This is a genomic window from Enterococcus sp. AZ170 (assembly GCF_050545135.1).
Classification (GTDB): domain Bacteria; phylum Bacillota; class Bacilli; order Lactobacillales; family Enterococcaceae; genus Enterococcus_L; species Enterococcus_L ureilyticus.
This window is the reverse complement of record NZ_CP172947.1, coordinates 1,035,993-1,051,217: the sequence shown is the minus strand read 5'-3', so window position 1 is coordinate 1,051,217 and position 15,225 is coordinate 1,035,993. Positions and strand designations below refer to the sequence as shown.

Genomic DNA, 15,225 nt, shown 5'->3' with positions numbered 1-15,225 from the left:
CTTACCAACCCCCTCCTTTTACTGATCCAACTGCTGTTTGAATGCCTGCTTCAAATTCTTCTGGAAAATAGCGAAGTCCGCTTTTCATAGGATTCGCCACAGATTGACCTAGCCCACAAGCCGAAAGATTCGTGACATGCATCAGCATTTTTTCTAAACGCTCTAGATCTTCGGGCGCAGCTGATCGAGTAGTGAATTTTTCTAATAATTCTAAAATCCGTGTTGTCCCTAAGCGACATGGGGTACATTTCCCACACGATTCATGGGCAAAGAACGCCGCAACACTCACTAAATAGTCAACGATATTTACTTGATCATCCATCACAACAATAGCACCTGAACCGATGGCTAGATCATAATCCCACAACCCTTCATAGGAATAAATACACTCCTCAAGGTTGCGTACCGCACCAATCGGTCCTGATTGACCGCCGAAATGAATAAATTTCAACGGGCGACCCGTAGACGAGCCACCACCATATTCTTCGGAATACAAAATCTCTTTTAGAGGTATCCCGAGATTTACTTCATATAATCCACGATTTTTGATATGTCCAGACAGACAAATGAGCTTCGTACCTCCACCATCTTCCGTTCCTAAATCACGATAAGCTTGACCACCTTCTCGTAAAATAACTGGAATACCAGCAAAAGACTCCACATTATTTACTAAAGTTGGCTTCAAATACAACCCCACATCTGCTAAGTGTGGTGGTTTTACTCTAGGTCTGCCGGTTTTACCTTCAATTGAATTTAACAGTGCCGAATTTTCGCCACAAACGTATGCTCCAGCCCCAGAAATAATTGTAATTTTGTAATTAAAGCCTTCAATTCCTAAAATATTTTCTCCTAAGAATCCTGCTTTTTCAGCATTATCCAACGCTTCTTGAAAAATTTTTTGAATCCGCAGATATTCACCGCGCATATAAATATAACCAGCTTTAGCGGAAAAAAGAAATCCTGCAATGATCATTCCTTCGATCACACTCAAAGGATCATGCTCTAATAAAGCCTTGTCTTTAAACGTTCCAGGTTCCCCTTCGTCTGCATTACAAACAATATACTTCGTATCTCCTTTGGCACCGTATAAATGGCGCCATTTCTTCCCTAATGGAAAAGCTGCTCCACCACGTCCACGTAAATGCGCAAGATCCAACTCAGCTAAAATTGTTTCTTTATCCATCTCGATAGCCTTCAACAAGCCTGCAAACCCCTGATATTGCTGGTATTCCTCTACATTTGTGGCTTGCTTCATTTTCATCGTACGTTCTAGTAAAACCGGTTGATTTCGTTGGATCATTTTTTTCCCTCCTATAGCTCCTGATAACATCCGTTTCGAAGATCATCGATCAATTGATACACCTTTGCCTCTGTCAAATCGCCAAAAACAGTGTTCTTGATTTTGATGACAGGACCTTGGTCGCAAGCCCCAATACAAGGAATACTGTGATACATAAACAAACCGTCCGGTGTCGCTTGGTCTGCTGGCACTTCCAAAATTGTTTCTAGCACTTCTGCTAGCATTGCACCTCCTGTAAAAAGACAGGGCGTGCTATTACAAATTTTCAGTACATATCTTGCTTGTGGTTCCGTTTTCAAAATAGCGTAAAAACTTAAAATTTCATACACACGCGCTTGCGATAAATGAAGACGCTCCGCTACTAATTTTGCTGTTTCCTCATCGATATAGCCTTCTTCTGACGCATATTGAATAGCGATCAGCATATTCAATATGCGCTGTGGATCTGCATCATGCGCTAAAATAATTGCTTCTTTTTCTGCCAAACTCAATGAACCCATACTTTTTCTCTCCTATCTTCCACGCTATTCTTAGAAAAATGTACACCCTCTTGATCCTTTATAAGCCTAATTGTTTCAGGTAATTCAGGCGTATTTAAAATTAGATCGGCATATTGAATCACATTCGCTGCTGTTTTCTTAATACTTTTTTGATTTGCCATCATCACAAAGATACCTGGTTTGACGACCTCACGAAGAGAATTCGACTCACAAACAATCACTGTATCTCTTGGAACAACCTGCAAAAACGTGAGAAATCCTTCTAACAGATGATCATGAAATACTTTTAATAAGTAGACTTTTTTACATCCGGCTTTTAATAACTGCATCGTATCCTTTGTTCCAATCCTATTTGTTTCTTCGATCAACTCATAACCTTCCTCAATACTTGTACAAATTCCACACCCTACTTCTCCTCGTTGACACTGACCACGACGACCACTAATTGTGATGATTTTCAATCCATAAATAGAAAAACGCTGATAATTTTCAGCAATCAACTTTTTAGCGAGCGTCGTTTTGCCACTGTTACGTCCAGTTGAGCCGATTTGAATCAAATCGAGAACCTCAATACTTTTCATAGACACCCTCTGTCTCATGGACTTCTTTCTTTTCCGTCGTTACAAACATCAATGGAACTGCTAAAAATAAACTACCACCAACTGCATTTCCCAAGAACACAAACAACGTATTGCTTAGATAATCAGACCATTGAATACCACTAACCGTTGAAAAAATTGCAGCTGGTATAATAAATGCATTTGCCACTACGTGCTGGAAACCGCAAACAACAAAAACCATTACAGGAAACCAAAGCCCAAACATTTTTCCAAGATACGTCTTGCCCATTGCTCCTAAATACACAGCTAAACAGACAAAAATATTACAACCAATCCCAGAGATAAACGCGACGAATGGCGGATCTGCCATTTTTGCTTGAGCAACTGAAAGTGTCTTTTCTAAAAATGCTCCTTCTGTCAAGCCCACGATATGGCCAAAGAAATAAGCGACGAGCATGCCACCGATACAGTTTGTGACCAAAACAATCAGCCAATTATAAAGTAGACTTTTACCACTGATTTTTCTTTGTAAAAGCCCCAATGTCATAACCATCATATTTCCTGTAGCTAATTCACCACCAACAAAAGTAAGCGCTACCAATCCGATTGGAAATAAACAGCCGCCTAAAAAAGTTGAAAATCCTCCCCAACTTTTTGGCACAGTTCCCGATATTCTGATAAAAGCTAAATAACCTAATGCAATAAAACAACCTGCCATGATTCCTAAAATGCTTAATCTAAAAAATGGTAACTTACTTTTTGCTAACGCTTTATCGCCTAAATTGCCAACGACCTCTTGACTACTCTCAAAATCCATCTCAAACTCCTTTCTTCTCACTGATTCCATAAGATTAATTCTTTTGGTGTATTAACATTTTTTAACTCAAAAGACGATTCTAAGGTCATCACTTTCACTGAAAACTGTCTGAATTCTTTTCTAATGCGCCAATCATTTGTCTTAAGTTGCTGTTGAAAAATCGGCTGACAAGAACGATGATAAAAAGCATAGAGTGGCTCAAAACGATAATCTTGCTTACAAATAACGATATCATACGCTTGAATATCTTTAGCCATTTTCCAAATCAACTCGCTGTGTAAGTTCGGAATATCACATGCTAATAGAAATAAATGATCCGTTTCTATATTTTCTAGCGCTGTCACTAGGCCACCCAAAGGTCCTTTTTCTGGATATTGGTCTTCTAACATATAAACTTGGGAAAAAATTGCTGGAAATTTAGCTCGTCTATCTGTCACAAACATGGTATGTGAGAAAATCTTTTTGAGCTGCTTTATTGTTTTTAGTAGCATAAATTCTCCATCAAGCTGCAACAATGCCTTATCAAACCCCATTCGTGAACTTTTCCCACCACACAAAACAACAGCCGTACAATTTATAGTTTGTTCGATGGTCCCACCTCCTAAAAAGATAAAACTAAAAAAATGTGATGACTAAAAAATATTTTTTAGCAATAACTTTTATTCCATTATAAAACATCCTTGCGACAAGTCAATTATTATTTTACAATTTCATCCCAGCAACTAATGCTATTTGGTCTTATTTTTAGAAAAATCAAACAAATTAAGAAGTAACTCTGCTGCAAATACGGTATACTAGTATATGAAATACAGAAGGAGGTTTGTTTAATGGACTATAACATGACAGAAAATACTGTTTTCCCGTTAGTCGAAGTGGCTTTAAAAACAGGTGAAAGTATCCAATTAGAAAGTGGTGCCATGGTTTATCACAATGGTGAGATCAATCTTGAAGGCAAAATGAATAGCAATGGCAAAGCTGGTATAGGTGGCGCTATTCGTGCGTTAGGTCGTTCAATGTCCAGTGGCGAAAGTTTTTTTATCACGAAGGCTTCTGGCTTGACCGATACAGCGAAAGTTGCTTTAGCACCAGCAACTCCTGGCACAATCAAAGAACTCCAAGTAGGATCAGAGCATTGGCGTTTAAATACTGGTGCATTTCTAGCTTGTGATGCATCTGTTTCTTATAATATGAAACGTCAAAAACTTAGTGGCGCGATCTTTGGTGGCACAGGTGGTTTGTTCGTAATGGAAACGGCTGGTTCAGGTACTTTATTGATCAACAGCTACGGTGATATCGTTGAACTTCATTTGGATGGAACAAAACCGTTTGTTGTAGATAATCAGCATGTCGTTGCTTGGTCAGAATCACTGGATTACAACATTAAAATTGCCTCTGGTCTCTTTGGTTTTACAACTGGTGAAGGTGTAGTCAATGAATTTCACGGCACTGGGACAATCATGATCCAAACAAGAAATATTGAAGGCTTAGCTGGCTTGATCAGCCCTTTCGTTAGCAGCGGCTCATAAAAATAAATAAGTGCGAAACGCTCAAACGAGGGTTTCACACTTATTTTTTGTTTCAAAACGAATATCATTTCTAAAAATCAGCAAATCCAGCTTCTCTCTCTTGCGAAAATAAATGATGCTTTTCTGCAATAATCTGCTCAAAAAATAGTATTTCTGACACACCATAATATGGAATAACATAGATTCCGGCTAAACCAAAACTAAAGAAAGTTGCAAACTGCCACAATATAAATGAGTAAGAAAAAATCAGATATTCTAACTTGTAACCTTGCATGAGCGCTTGGCTTAACGCCATCGCTTCTTTTGGTGAGAGTTCAGAATCTTTTTTCAATAGATAATTTGTCATACTATAAGATAATTGCTTGATCACTCCAGGAATAACAAATAATAATGACCATAAAAATGTATAGAGTGTCACTAAAAGATTGGCTATTACTGTCCGTTTACCATTCTCTCTAATAAATGCTAGAAAAACTGTTTTAAGATTAAAACTGCGGTTTTCCACATTATCGACTGCTGCCCATTGCACCATTCCACGATACATTATTGTACCAAGACACAAAATTGTCCCAATTAAAAAAGCAAGAAAAGCAAAAAAGCCATTTGCTACCGTTGTAGTCTGAGTATACGTCACGGTGTGCGTACCATTTTTCCGTGAAACTGACGCAGGACTTGTTAATGAATGTAAATTTTTCTCAGTAAAATTGTCTTCCTCATAATAATCATCTTGATAAAAAGCTTCATCATATCCATCATCATAGCCGTCTGAATAGCCATCATCATAGCCTTTTTCATAGTTAGAATAAGTGCGGTTCGATTTTTCAGTATACTCATCTTGCCAAGAGTGATAATCATTTGACGGATCACTAACGTGCGCTGACGATTGAAACAGGAAAATTATAGAAAAGAAATAGATAAATAATACTGCACAAGGTAAAATAGCAATCAAACTCCAGTTTCCGTAATGTCCATGTAGATGGGTTTGAGCTTTCTTTTTTAGTTCATTTCTTATCATATGTTCTCTCCTTTTAACGCCTCTAGAATCTTCTATAGCCGTTTCTATCTATTTTATCGCTTTTTTTATTATACCTCTTAAAATGTTGTTGCGACCACTCAATTCCTTTGCTATTTACGGAAATTTTTGAGAAATAATGAGCGTAAATAGAAAAACCATCTGTTTAATTAGATGGTTTTAAGGATTTAGTGTATTTTTGTTAGAGTGAGACCGAAAGAAACAAATGAAATTAATGATCTGCCAGCTGATTTCAATCCACTCACTCTAAACAGAGTGAGACTATCGAAACAACCATCCCCTAATAGAGCATCATAATATTTCAATCCACTCACTCTAAACAGAGTGAGACTTTCGCGCTAAAGCCTAAAGCACCCATCACTTTAGATTTCAATCCACTCACTCTAAACAGAGTGAGACTTATCGATACGTGCATGCTTGAAGACATAGAGACATTTCAATCCACTCACTCTAAACAGAGTGAGACCCTGCAGCGGCAGCGGCACCTACAGAAACAAAAATTTCAATCCACTCACTCTAAACAGAGTGAGACAATTACAGCCGAGATATGAGCACGTTCTTGCATATTTCAATCCACTCACTCTAAACAGAGTGAGACGTTTGTTACACTTTGGGCGTAATATAACAACACAATTTCAATCCACTCACTCTAAACAGAGTGAGACGAGGACGTTGCCGCAGTGATCGAGCCCACTATCTCAATTTCAATCCACTCACTCTAAACAGAGTGAGACAGTAGCTCGTAAGATCTACCCAGAGACTACTAGATTTCAATCCACTCACTCTAAACAGAGTGAGACGATAAGTATATCGTGTTTGCGATTGGTTGTAAAGAATTTCAATCCACTCACTCTAAACAGAGTGAGACAAATTCATTCAAAATTATCAGTCCTTTCACCTTATTTCAATCCACTCACTCTAAACAGAGTGAGACGTTCTTTACCTTTTTTGTCAGTAATAATTATTTTATTTCAATCCACTCACTCTAAACAGAGTGAGACATGCCTATTGTGATTAAAAAGGTCAAAGGTATGGATTTCAATCCACTCACTCTAAACAGAGTGAGACCGTGAAAATAGAGTGATTTTCTAAAAAAATACTCTATTTCCAACTAAAGTAACTTATAAGATGAGATTACGATGAGAAAAACACTGAAAACAAGTCATTTCTCAGTAAAAATCAGTGCGGATCCCCCAGCTATTTCATGTACACTTAGGGTTCGCACCCACATTTTTTTAGCACTTAACTTTATTCACTACATATTAAACATTAATTTCTTGATCGTATCGGAAAGAACTGCGCTTGCTAAATTGCTAAACACATCCGAAGTAAATTGCGGTGCATGTTTCTTTAAAAAAGTAGCAACTTTCCCTTGATCTTTTGATTCAGATTCTATCAGTAATTTCAAACTAGCCTGAAATTCTTCACTATTTTGGGGAAGCTGTGTCAACATTGTTCTAATTTCTGTAGAAAATTGCGCCCAATCAATCTCTTGATTTTTCCCATTAGTAACTTTATTATTGTTCCCGATCACAACAGTCGAATGATTGATTCCACCAAAATCATTGCCTTTTATATTCATTTTTTCACCTCATTATTTTTATCTGTTTCAGGCGTATAGTGATTCTTGCTTTGGTCGTTAACGCCATTGTTCACTTCATTTTGATCACCCGCTATAACAGTACTATCATGAATACTTTGATCCACATTCCACACGTTTCGATCAATTTGGATATTTTCCTGCTTCATATTGATCACTACTTTTCCTTTACGATGGTCATCATTGATACAATCTTCAATCACTTCCCGTACCTTTTCCGCAAAAGATTTATTTTCACAATGAATCAAGTAGGTAAAACCAGAATTAAGATTCACATAAATATAATAGCCCTTATTCAAATTTTCCATAATCACCAAATAAATATAAAAACCTGTAAGAATCATTCCAACCATACTCCAAAAGCGAAACAGCATGAAGCCTCCTGAAGAAAGAATAAATAATACCGCTGCTAACCAAGGTATTGTTAAATTTGGCTCGGCTACAAATAGTTGAGAAACATTACTGATCTGAAGCATCCGATCGTCTAACGCAATGACATTTTTCTCAATTGAAATCTGCGTTGGATTTATTTTATTTTTTGCATTTGGATGAAAATTGAGTTTACCAAACATATCGGTCATTTCCATTTTTCGGCGCTCCTTCCTATCCTTTATTTTTTACTAAACATCTCTAATAATAGCATAGATTAAACACTTTTAGAATATAATTACATACTTTTAGTTTTCTATCTGTTTTTTTGCATAAAAAAAGTCTGGTACATAACTCTACGAGTTATGTACCAGACTGAAGGAATCCGTATAAACGGTGGGAGCAGAAGCAATCACTACGCTTTGCTTCAATCACATCAAATTCTAAGTGCTAAAGCACTAAGATTTGAAGGCTTCAGAAATAAACACTCCTGTCCCAACCTCTGCTAATGAATCATTTATTATTGTACTAAACTTGCTATCTCTTCTTCAGAATAAATTTTCTTGTCCGTCTTGATAATCTCCGATTGATCTTCTGATGGTGACACAAATCTAAAAATGGTACACTTCGCAACGGTATCACTAGTATTTGAGATGCGGTGAATGCTATTATTCATCCGAATCATCTCACCAGTTGTCACTGTCTTATTTATGATAGCTGACTCGATCCATTCCAAAAATAGCGTCCCTTCATTTACCACAATAATTTCTTCGATTTTGTTGTGAACATGCCAATCTTGGACACAGCCAGCTGGGATGACATTTGTATGAACTTCAAAAGTATCAAATAAAAAAAAGCTCACGTCTGTTCCATTTTCTTTTGTTACTGATACCGCATTTGTCTGATCAATTATTGTTGGATTCTTTTTCTCTGTTTTTCTCATTAGATATCTACTCCTTATTTGCTTGAATCCCAAATACTTTCGTTTTCATCTTCAGACGAATAGATTTCTTTAACATTCCCGCTTTTATAAATAAATAAAAGGTTTCATTACTATTTAAAAAAATAGAAGGGCAGACTTTTTCTCTTATTTTAATTTCCCCTCTTATAGATAGTTATCTAAGCTTACCATATTCTTATGGAACAAGAAATATACACCTTATAGATTCGTCTACAAAAGAACACACAGACTAATTCGCTTACTTCCTCTCAAAAAAACGTATAAAACAAAACCAAGATTTAGCTTTGCTTCATACGCTTATGCAAATTAATCAATAATCACTAGTTACACCTAAGCCTTGGTTACCACTCAATTGCTTTGTTCATTTAGTGATTCATTGCTGTTCTCCTAAATATTCATCATCGGACATCATCACTTCTTTTGGCACACCGAACAAATAAGTCAGTACAAAAGATAAAATAAAGATACAAATCCCAACTATGATGTAGGTCACCAATTGATAAGAGCTATAAATATACATCAATGGAGACAGAATCACCGCTAAACCATATGAATTCGCTTGCACATTTAGTAAAGATAAAACAGCGCCGCCTAATGCAGAACAACCAAGCATAATTCCTAGCGGTTTCATCCCATAACGAATGGTGATCCCAAACAAAGCAGGTTCACTTACGCCTAACAGTTGTGTCACCCCAGCACTGGTTCCGATAACTTTTACATTTTTGTCTTTGGCTCTCACACTCACAGCAAAACTGACCGCCGCATTGGCAAATCCATACATCGCACATAATGTAATCAGCGGATTAAAGCCAGTCGTTGCGAGTAAACTTGTTTCAATCATAATAAATAGATGGTGCATTCCTGTCATAACCGCTAGAGGATACAAGAAACCGATCAACAAACCACCGATCCCAAACGGTAATTTAATCAAGCCTGTAATCAAGTACACCAGCCCATTTTCAACAACGTGCAAAATTGGTCCTAAAACTAATAGCCCGGTCAACATCATTACTAAAATAACGACAAAAGGCGTGAACATTAAATCCAAAGAATTCGGCATTTTTCTCCGCAGTACTTTTTCCAATTTTGCGCCTAAAAGACCAATGACTAGTGCAGTTAAAACACTACCTTGATACCCCACGATCGGAATAAAGCCAAACGCCATCAACGGTTCCACTCCACTATTGAGATCTGCCACGGAATAAGCATTCGGCAACATTGGTGAGACCAACATCAAGCCAATCACAAAACCTATAATTGGCGTTCCCCCGAATTTCTTAAAAGCCGACCAACAAATCAATGCCGGCAAAAAGGCAAAAACAGTATCTGTCAACACACTTAATAGAACTAACGCGAACTCTGGAATTTTATCTGCTGATGTTCCAAAAAAGGCTAGAACACTATCATTTAAAAAGACACCCTTCAATCCTAAAAATAATCCAGTTGCTACGATGCCTGGAATAATTGGAACAAAAATATCAGAAAGCGTGCGGATCGCATGTTTGATTGGATTACTTGGCTGTTTCATCTCTTCTAAGGTCGTTTCTTTTTCTAACAATTCATGATTGTTTTGAACTAATGAATCATACACTTTATTAACGATACCAGTACCTAAAATAATTTGATATTGACCAGCATTGAAGAACACCCCTTTTACTTGATCAATTTTCTCAATTTTTTTATCATCAATTACTGAACGGTCCTTCACTTCTAAACGTAAACGTGTTGCACAATGGGTAATTCCTGTAATGTTCTCTTCCCCAACAATGCTGATGATTTCTTCTCCAATTTGTTTGTAGTTAATTGCCATTGCCATTCACCTCATTTATTTTTTTAAACAAAATACTTTGATAAGGATGAAGCTTTACGTCATTTGTTTCACTGACTAAATCATCATGAGAATTTAAAAGTAAATCAATTGAGCCAGCGTCTAAAGAAACTAGCTCCTCAGTATCACTCAAATTGGTATAACAATAAACAACTCTGTCTTTTAATACCCGTTTATATGCAATCACATTGTCTGGTACATTCTCTAAGAAAACAATTGTACCATTCGTTAAAACATCACTTACTGCCCCATGTTGTCGCAGTGCAATCATCTGTTTATAATGCGCTAGTACAGGATTAGACTGTGCATTTCGATTTGGATATTCTTCGGTCATCGAAAGCCATGGCGTCGTATCAGAAAATCCACCATATTGACTAGCATCCCAAGGAAAAGGTGTACGTGTATTATCACGACTTCGTTGATTGACAAATCCCAACGCTTCTTCCGGTGTGAAGCCTTCTTGAATCGAGCGATAGTAATTATCGATACTTGAAATGTCATTGAATTGATCGATTATTTTACGTTCGGCATTTTGTATGCCCAACTCTTGCGCTTGATAAATAAATGGTGTTCCACGTAGAAAGAAATAGAGCATACCGATCGCTTGAGCAGCTTCATTCGTCTGAAACTCAGGCTTGATAAATTTTGAGACCGCTCGCGGTTGATCATGATTTTCAATAAAATTAGCGCCCCAGCCATTGGCTTGCAACACTTCTTGTGATCGTTTTAGCTTTTCTTTGAATTCCTTTGTAGTCCAATTCGTTCGCTTAAACCAGTCAGAGCCAGATTCAACATCAATATCGGAATAATTAAAATCAAAAATCATTGAAAAATACCCACCGTCACCGATAAAATCACCGTATTCCTCGTAAGGCACACCTGGTGCTTCACCTACTGTTACACAGTTATATTTCTCAAAAGTCTCTTCTTTCAATTCATTTAAAAATCGCTCAATGCCAGGCCGATTTCTTGTTTTACTTTTACAAGAAGCTAAACCATCTACACCATCCGCAGGTAAACTAGAAAAATCTTGATCTTTCTTGATAAAAGTGATCGAATCGATCCGAAAACCTGCAATTCCTTTTTCTAACCAACGATTGATCATTCCATAAATTTCTTGACGCAGCTTAGGATTTTCCCAGTTCAAATCAGGCTGTTTTTTGTCAAAAGCATGAAAATAATAAGTATCTTCATTCGGAAGTTTTTCCCAAACTGAACCTCCAAAAATCGAACGCCAGTTATTTGGTTCAGTTTTTCCTTCTTTAAAAATATAATACTCTCGATACGGACTTTCTTTGTCTTTTAATGCCGCTTGAAACCAAGGATGTTCATCTGAGGTGTGATTGATGACTAAATCTAAAATCACTTTGATTCCCAACTTATTCGCATCTTTTAACAATTGATCAAAGTCAGCCATAGTCCCAAATTCAGGATTAATCCCTTCAAAATCAGAAATATCATAGCCATTATCTACCATTGGCGACGTAAAAATCGGACAAATCCAAATTGTAGTGATCCCCAACTCTTTTAAATAAGGCAGCTTTTCTCGAATCCCTTGAATATCCCCCACTCCATCATTGTTTGAATCTTTAAAGCTTTTAGGATAAATCTGATAAATCACTTCTTTTTCCCACCATTTTTTGTCTTTGTTTTCTATACTCACTATTTATTCATCCTTTCACTCTTTGTGGTATCGATACCATATTTCCATAAGAATAAATCCACCTAAGTGGATTTACGCTCAATTAGCGTTAAAATAAGTTCTTTTTTATTTACTTTGTACGTTGTTCCTTCAATCAGCGCAACTATTAATTTCGTAGCTTCGATCCCTAAAGCCGTCGTTGGCTGATTGATTGTTGTGAGAGGAACAGCAATAATACTTGTACTTGGTTGATTATCAAACCCTAATACAGCCAAATCTTCTGGTACATGTAATCCTTGCTGAAGCACTTCTTGAATAATCCCAATAGCGACCTCGTCACTTCCACTAAAGACAGCATCCGGTCTGTCATTTTTAGGTAGACTTAGTATTTCTCTCGCTACTTTTTGACCATCTTCCATGTTATGGACTTGTTTAAAGATCCACTTATTTTTAATGGATAACTCATGTTCAGACAGCGCCCGTTCAAAGCCTTTGGTTCGTTGTTGCCCATGTCCACCAATGGTTAAATTCCCACCGGTACAATAAGCGATTTTGTGATAGCCTTTCTGGATGAGATAATTCGTTGCCTCATAACTGATTGCTTCTTGATTGGTAGAAATATTGGGAATTTCTGTTCCATCTAGTTTTTCATTACATAGCACAATTGGTCCATAGCTTGAATAGTCTTCAATCACTTGTGAATCGCTTTCAATTGATGTCATGATCACACCTGCGACAACTTGCTGTTTTAGATACTCCAGCATTTTCAGCTCTGCTTTTGGATCATCATAAGTTTGCATGATCAGCAGTTGGTATCCATGTTCCTTTGCTTGTTTTTCGATTGCATCTACTAAATAAGAAAAAAATGGATTGGTGATTCTAGAAATCAACACACCGATCGTTGTACATTTTTTTGAGCGAAGTTGTGTGGCAATTGCACTCGGTGCATAGTTTAGTTCATCCATTGCTTGTTGGATTCGTTCTTTTTTATCATCTGAAATATACGGATGATGGTTTAAAAAACGCGAAACCGTGGAAACGGATAAACCAGCTTTTTTTGCAACATCTTTGATTGTGGCCATCGGCTGTCTCCTTCTATGATATCGATACCATAAATATAAAGTATCTTTTTATTTTTGTCAATGCTAAAATAACTCTCTTTCATTTTAGCATTGACATCCTCTTCCAAAAGCTTCTCACTTTCCTTTTTAAGAAGCTCTTTTCAGCACAGATTAAAACTAAATTAGCCCTGGTATTCCCCCCCTAATGATAAGTTGAACGATCTGACTTCCACTGCAATAAATGCTGATTCAGCGAATCTATTTCATTCGACTGTTTATCAGATGAAAATCGAAATGTCCGATTGTTCATCTTTATGACGATTTTAGCTTCCGATACCATTCTTGCTTTTCCACTAAACCTAATTTTTCTAACTTTCAAAATAGCTGTTTTTCGATATTCAAATACCTCTTCATTAATTATTAACTTAAACCTATACTTTCCAAGCTCTACTAAAGATATTTTTTTATAAAATAGTTTATTGTAGCACTTCTGTAAATAGTGAGAGATAACTATCAAAAAAAGACAAAGTGTGATTGATACGATCCAAATTTGTGCGGTCGTCAAATTTTTAGTTGGGATATTGAAAAGAGCCATTACAATTCCCATACCTACTATTACTAAGAAAAAACCTACTATAAAAGAAAGACTACCAACAACTGTTGGCAGCAAAAAATAGCTAGAATATCTTAATGTTACATCCCTAAGAATCGTTTTATCTTTTGACTGATTATTCCCTTTAAATTGAACCATTTTTTCTCCTTACAAACACTAAATATTTTAGATATACGATAAAAAACTATTCATCTATATGTACTAAACCAGATCTTACACATTCCTATTTTAAATAAAGGAACATCAAAACCTAAAAATTGAGACCCATTTCTTTCAACAAAAACAGAATAGAAAATAATGTAAAAAAAACAGCAAATATAGAAAAGAAAAAAATCATAAATCGCTTTCCAAATTGGTTATCCACTGTAGAAAATATCTGATTGACGTTAGTAGGATTGTAGCGTAATTCAACCTTGGAATGAACGGGCAGTCCTTTTCTCTGACCTATAGGTATTTTATGGAAATAGATCAGTTGATTGATTTGAAATTCTCTTTTATATTGTTTGTTATTGATTGTATATTCAACCAATGACACTCTACCATAATTTGTTCCATCAGAACTTTCTATTTTATACGTGCTATTACTAAGTACGATCCCGACCACTCTTTCTGTCGTTTTCTTTTCTACCGTTTTCATCCTAAGATAAATAAGTAACACGATAACCCAAAAGATAAATGCGGGAATCGCACTAATAAAAACATCCTTCATATTTAACTCCTTTCAAATCTACTTCTACTCTTTTTTAAATGATAAAATCTCTTGCAAAGCTTTTTCACCATTCATATTGCCAAACGTTTTCATATCAATATCTACACAAGGAATAGCCAAAGGCGAAAGAAGTTTTTGTAAGCTTGCCATTTTATACCGAACTTGCGGACAAACCATCACACGATTAACATACGGTTTAAAAATTGGTGTTAACGTTAGTTGATTGATCTCCGCTTCACCACCATACGCAATCAGTGTGGGGTACAGAGTAGATAAATTCTCAAAATCGGCAATCACATCATGGAGTTGCCCAAAATAAACTGCTTTAGGATCTGCTGCTTTTGCGATTTTTTGGCAAAACATACTAGACGTCATACCGCCTGCACAACAAATATAAACGAGCATATTATCCTCTCCCTAAACTAGTATTATGCTACTATTTAATGTTTTCTTTAAATTCTTGCTCTGCCTGATTTAATAATGGTCGTACAGATTCTTCAACTTTTGAGTCTACATTCATGCGCATCATAAACTGACTAGGCGTTTCTTTAAATCCATTCATAAGACTATCTTTATATTCTGTTACTAAAAATTGGCTTGTCTCTTTTATTTCTTTCTTATCCATTGTTTTGCCTACTTTCTATTTTTAATTATTCTATAAGGTAATTATACTCGTTTTTTGAGAATAAAAGAATCATAATTAGTC

General features: G+C 36.4%; 17 protein-coding genes and 1 CRISPR repeat array. Of the genes, 1 reads left to right on the top strand and 16 read right to left on the bottom strand.

Annotated features, from left to right (window positions below; translation table 11 throughout):
* Position 1: 1 nt before the first annotated feature.
* Genes IGJ55_RS05125 through IGJ55_RS05105 form a run of 5 tightly spaced genes read right to left on the bottom strand, consistent with a single transcriptional unit; the run spans position 2 to position 3,734 of the window.
* The gene (locus tag IGJ55_RS05125; protein ID WP_430607586.1) at positions 2-1,300 is read right to left on the bottom strand and encodes a complex I 51 kDa subunit family protein; all 1,299 of its coding nucleotides are present in this window, start codon (positions 1,298-1,300) and stop codon (positions 2-4) included.
* A gap of 11 nt (positions 1,301-1,311) precedes the next feature.
* Positions 1,312-1,800, bottom strand: a complete 489-nt coding sequence (locus tag IGJ55_RS05120) for an NAD(P)H-dependent oxidoreductase subunit E (RefSeq protein ID WP_430607584.1) — start codon at positions 1,798-1,800, stop codon at positions 1,312-1,314.
* Positions 1,788-2,381 (bottom strand): hypothetical protein, encoded by a 594-nt coding sequence (locus tag IGJ55_RS05115; RefSeq protein WP_239574231.1) that lies wholly within the window; start codon positions 2,379-2,381, stop codon positions 1,788-1,790. The genes IGJ55_RS05120 and IGJ55_RS05115 overlap by 13 nt, the downstream gene beginning before the upstream one ends.
* Positions 2,368-3,177: a formate/nitrite transporter family protein gene (locus IGJ55_RS05110; RefSeq protein ID WP_069639566.1), complete on the bottom strand. Its 810-nt coding sequence runs from the start codon at positions 3,175-3,177 to the stop codon at positions 2,368-2,370. The genes IGJ55_RS05115 and IGJ55_RS05110 overlap by 14 nt, the downstream gene beginning before the upstream one ends.
* Positions 3,178-3,194: 17 nt before the next feature.
* Positions 3,195-3,734 carry a molybdenum cofactor guanylyltransferase gene (locus tag IGJ55_RS05105; RefSeq protein ID WP_430607580.1) on the bottom strand — a complete coding sequence of 180 codons (540 nt, stop codon included), beginning with the start codon at positions 3,732-3,734 and terminating at the stop codon, positions 3,195-3,197.
* Between the two features lie 270 nt (positions 3,735-4,004).
* Between IGJ55_RS05105 and IGJ55_RS05100 the strand changes: the two genes are divergently transcribed.
* On the top strand, positions 4,005-4,703 hold the full coding sequence (locus IGJ55_RS05100; protein WP_069639568.1) for a TIGR00266 family protein: 699 nt from the start codon (positions 4,005-4,007) through the stop codon (positions 4,701-4,703).
* A 70-nt stretch (positions 4,704-4,773) separates the two neighbouring features.
* Here the strand turns inward: IGJ55_RS05100 and IGJ55_RS05095 are convergent, their stop codons facing one another.
* The 11 genes from IGJ55_RS05095 to IGJ55_RS05045 all read right to left on the bottom strand — a co-directional run bounded on the left by IGJ55_RS05095 (position 4,774) and on the right by IGJ55_RS05045 (position 15,144).
* Positions 4,774-5,718, bottom strand: coding sequence for a DUF975 family protein (locus IGJ55_RS05095; RefSeq protein WP_430607577.1), 945 nt, complete (start codon positions 5,716-5,718; stop codon positions 4,774-4,776).
* A 247-nt stretch (positions 5,719-5,965) separates the two neighbouring features.
* A CRISPR array of direct repeats spans positions 5,966-6,804; the repeat unit is 33 nt; unit sequence ATTTCAATCCACTCACTCTAAACAGAGTGAGAC.
* 187 nt (positions 6,805-6,991) lie between these two features.
* A complete protein-coding gene (locus IGJ55_RS05090; protein WP_069639570.1) occupies positions 6,992-7,318 on the bottom strand; it encodes a hypothetical protein in 327 nt (108 codons plus the stop codon).
* Positions 7,315-7,923, bottom strand: a complete 609-nt coding sequence (locus IGJ55_RS05085) for a hypothetical protein (RefSeq protein ID WP_430607574.1) — start codon at positions 7,921-7,923, stop codon at positions 7,315-7,317. Before IGJ55_RS05085 ends, IGJ55_RS05090 begins: the two co-directional genes overlap by 4 nt.
* A 302-nt stretch (positions 7,924-8,225) precedes the next feature.
* On the bottom strand, positions 8,226-8,648 hold the full coding sequence (locus IGJ55_RS05080; protein ID WP_430607571.1) for a cupin domain-containing protein: 423 nt from the start codon (positions 8,646-8,648) through the stop codon (positions 8,226-8,228).
* A gap of 391 nt (positions 8,649-9,039) precedes the next feature.
* The gene (locus tag IGJ55_RS05075) at positions 9,040-10,476 is read right to left on the bottom strand and encodes a PTS transporter subunit EIIC (RefSeq protein ID WP_430607568.1); all 1,437 of its coding nucleotides are present in this window, start codon (positions 10,474-10,476) and stop codon (positions 9,040-9,042) included.
* Positions 10,466-12,157: a glycoside hydrolase family 13 protein gene (locus IGJ55_RS05070; RefSeq protein WP_430607566.1), complete on the bottom strand. Its 1,692-nt coding sequence runs from the start codon at positions 12,155-12,157 to the stop codon at positions 10,466-10,468. Before IGJ55_RS05070 ends, IGJ55_RS05075 begins: the two co-directional genes overlap by 11 nt.
* Positions 12,158-12,219: 62 nt before the next feature.
* Entirely contained in the window at positions 12,220-13,218 is a 999-nt protein-coding gene (locus IGJ55_RS05065) for a LacI family DNA-binding transcriptional regulator (RefSeq protein WP_430607563.1), read from the bottom strand.
* A 181-nt stretch (positions 13,219-13,399) separates the two neighbouring features.
* Positions 13,400-13,948 carry a hypothetical protein gene (locus tag IGJ55_RS05060; protein ID WP_207121422.1) on the bottom strand — a complete coding sequence of 183 codons (549 nt, stop codon included), beginning with the start codon at positions 13,946-13,948 and terminating at the stop codon, positions 13,400-13,402.
* Between the two features lie 112 nt (positions 13,949-14,060).
* Positions 14,061-14,519: a DUF3592 domain-containing protein gene (locus IGJ55_RS05055; protein WP_207121421.1), complete on the bottom strand. Its 459-nt coding sequence runs from the start codon at positions 14,517-14,519 to the stop codon at positions 14,061-14,063.
* A 24-nt stretch (positions 14,520-14,543) separates the two neighbouring features.
* Positions 14,544-14,924 (bottom strand): PTS sugar transporter subunit IIB, encoded by a 381-nt coding sequence (locus IGJ55_RS05050; protein WP_430607561.1) that lies wholly within the window; start codon positions 14,922-14,924, stop codon positions 14,544-14,546.
* 31 nt (positions 14,925-14,955) lie between these two features.
* Complete coding sequence (locus tag IGJ55_RS05045; protein ID WP_069639578.1) at positions 14,956-15,144, bottom strand: hypothetical protein; 189 nt, start codon at positions 15,142-15,144, stop codon at positions 14,956-14,958.
* Positions 15,145-15,225 lie beyond the last annotated feature (81 nt).

What these genes read in the sequence shown, in the direction of transcription:
- IGJ55_RS05125 (WP_430607586.1), bottom strand. Translation starts at nt 1,300, where the DNA reads ATGATCCAACGAAATCAACCGGTTTTACTAGAACGTACGATGAAAATG.
- IGJ55_RS05120 (WP_430607584.1), bottom strand. Translation starts at nt 1,800, where the DNA reads ATGGGTTCATTGAGTTTGGCAGAAAAAGAAGCAATTATTTTAGCGCAT.
- IGJ55_RS05115 (WP_239574231.1), bottom strand. Translation starts at nt 2,381, where the DNA reads ATGAAAAGTATTGAGGTTCTCGATTTGATTCAAATCGGCTCAACTGGA.
- IGJ55_RS05110 (WP_069639566.1), bottom strand. Translation starts at nt 3,177, where the DNA reads ATGGATTTTGAGAGTAGTCAAGAGGTCGTTGGCAATTTAGGCGATAAA.
- IGJ55_RS05100 (WP_069639568.1), top strand. Translation starts at nt 4,005, where the DNA reads ATGGACTATAACATGACAGAAAATACTGTTTTCCCGTTAGTCGAAGTG.
- IGJ55_RS05095 (WP_430607577.1), bottom strand. Translation starts at nt 5,718, where the DNA reads ATGATAAGAAATGAACTAAAAAAGAAAGCTCAAACCCATCTACATGGA.
- IGJ55_RS05090 (WP_069639570.1), bottom strand. Translation starts at nt 7,318, where the DNA reads ATGAATATAAAAGGCAATGATTTTGGTGGAATCAATCATTCGACTGTT.
- IGJ55_RS05085 (WP_430607574.1), bottom strand. Translation starts at nt 7,923, where the DNA reads ATGGAAATGACCGATATGTTTGGTAAACTCAATTTTCATCCAAATGCA.
- IGJ55_RS05080 (WP_430607571.1), bottom strand. Translation starts at nt 8,648, where the DNA reads ATGAGAAAAACAGAGAAAAAGAATCCAACAATAATTGATCAGACAAAT.
- IGJ55_RS05075 (WP_430607568.1), bottom strand. Translation starts at nt 10,476, where the DNA reads ATGGCAATTAACTACAAACAAATTGGAGAAGAAATCATCAGCATTGTT.
- IGJ55_RS05065 (WP_430607563.1), bottom strand. Translation starts at nt 13,218, where the DNA reads ATGGCCACAATCAAAGATGTTGCAAAAAAAGCTGGTTTATCCGTTTCC.
- IGJ55_RS05060 (WP_207121422.1), bottom strand. Translation starts at nt 13,948, where the DNA reads ATGGTTCAATTTAAAGGGAATAATCAGTCAAAAGATAAAACGATTCTT.
- IGJ55_RS05055 (WP_207121421.1), bottom strand. Translation starts at nt 14,519, where the DNA reads ATGAAGGATGTTTTTATTAGTGCGATTCCCGCATTTATCTTTTGGGTT.
- IGJ55_RS05050 (WP_430607561.1), bottom strand. Translation starts at nt 14,924, where the DNA reads ATGCTCGTTTATATTTGTTGTGCAGGCGGTATGACGTCTAGTATGTTT.
- IGJ55_RS05045 (WP_069639578.1), bottom strand. Translation starts at nt 15,144, where the DNA reads ATGGATAAGAAAGAAATAAAAGAGACAAGCCAATTTTTAGTAACAGAA.